General features: G+C 58.6%; 1 protein-coding gene. It reads left to right on the forward strand.

Annotation, left to right across the window (positions count from 1 at the left end; translation table 11 throughout):
- Nucleotides 1–59: 59 nt before the first annotated feature.
- Nucleotides 60–370 (forward strand): MCP four helix bundle domain-containing protein (locus tag C661_RS23295; protein ID WP_192812680.1); only part of this gene is annotated, 311 nt, incomplete at its 3' end.

Consider the following 370-nt stretch of genomic DNA (forward strand, 5'->3'; position numbering starts at 1 on the left):
CCTAACAAGGTCAGAAGACCGATCCGGGAACTGGTTTTAATCGCCCGAGGAGCACTGAGATGTCATTGAGGAACATGAGGATCGGGCTGCGCGCCAGTCTGAGTTTTGGGGTGTTGGCCAGCCTGCTGGTGATTGTCGGCCTGTTTGGTCTGGGTCAGATGGCCAAGCTGCGTGAAAGCGCCCTGGTGATCGAGGGGTCGTGGATGCCGAGCATCGAGAATATCCATGACAGCGCGGCCTACGTGGCCAGCATCCGTCTGGAAGCGTTGCGCCTGGCAACCACCGACGAGTCGCGCGTGCGTGACAACAGCAAAGGCCTGATCAGCCGCCAACGTACAGAATTGCAAACCCTGCTGGACCATCACGAAAC

It is taken from the genome of Clostridium tunisiense TJ (genome assembly GCF_000300195.1).
In the GTDB taxonomy this organism is placed as follows: domain Bacteria; phylum Bacillota; class Clostridia; order Clostridiales; family Clostridiaceae; genus Clostridium_J; species Clostridium_J tunisiense.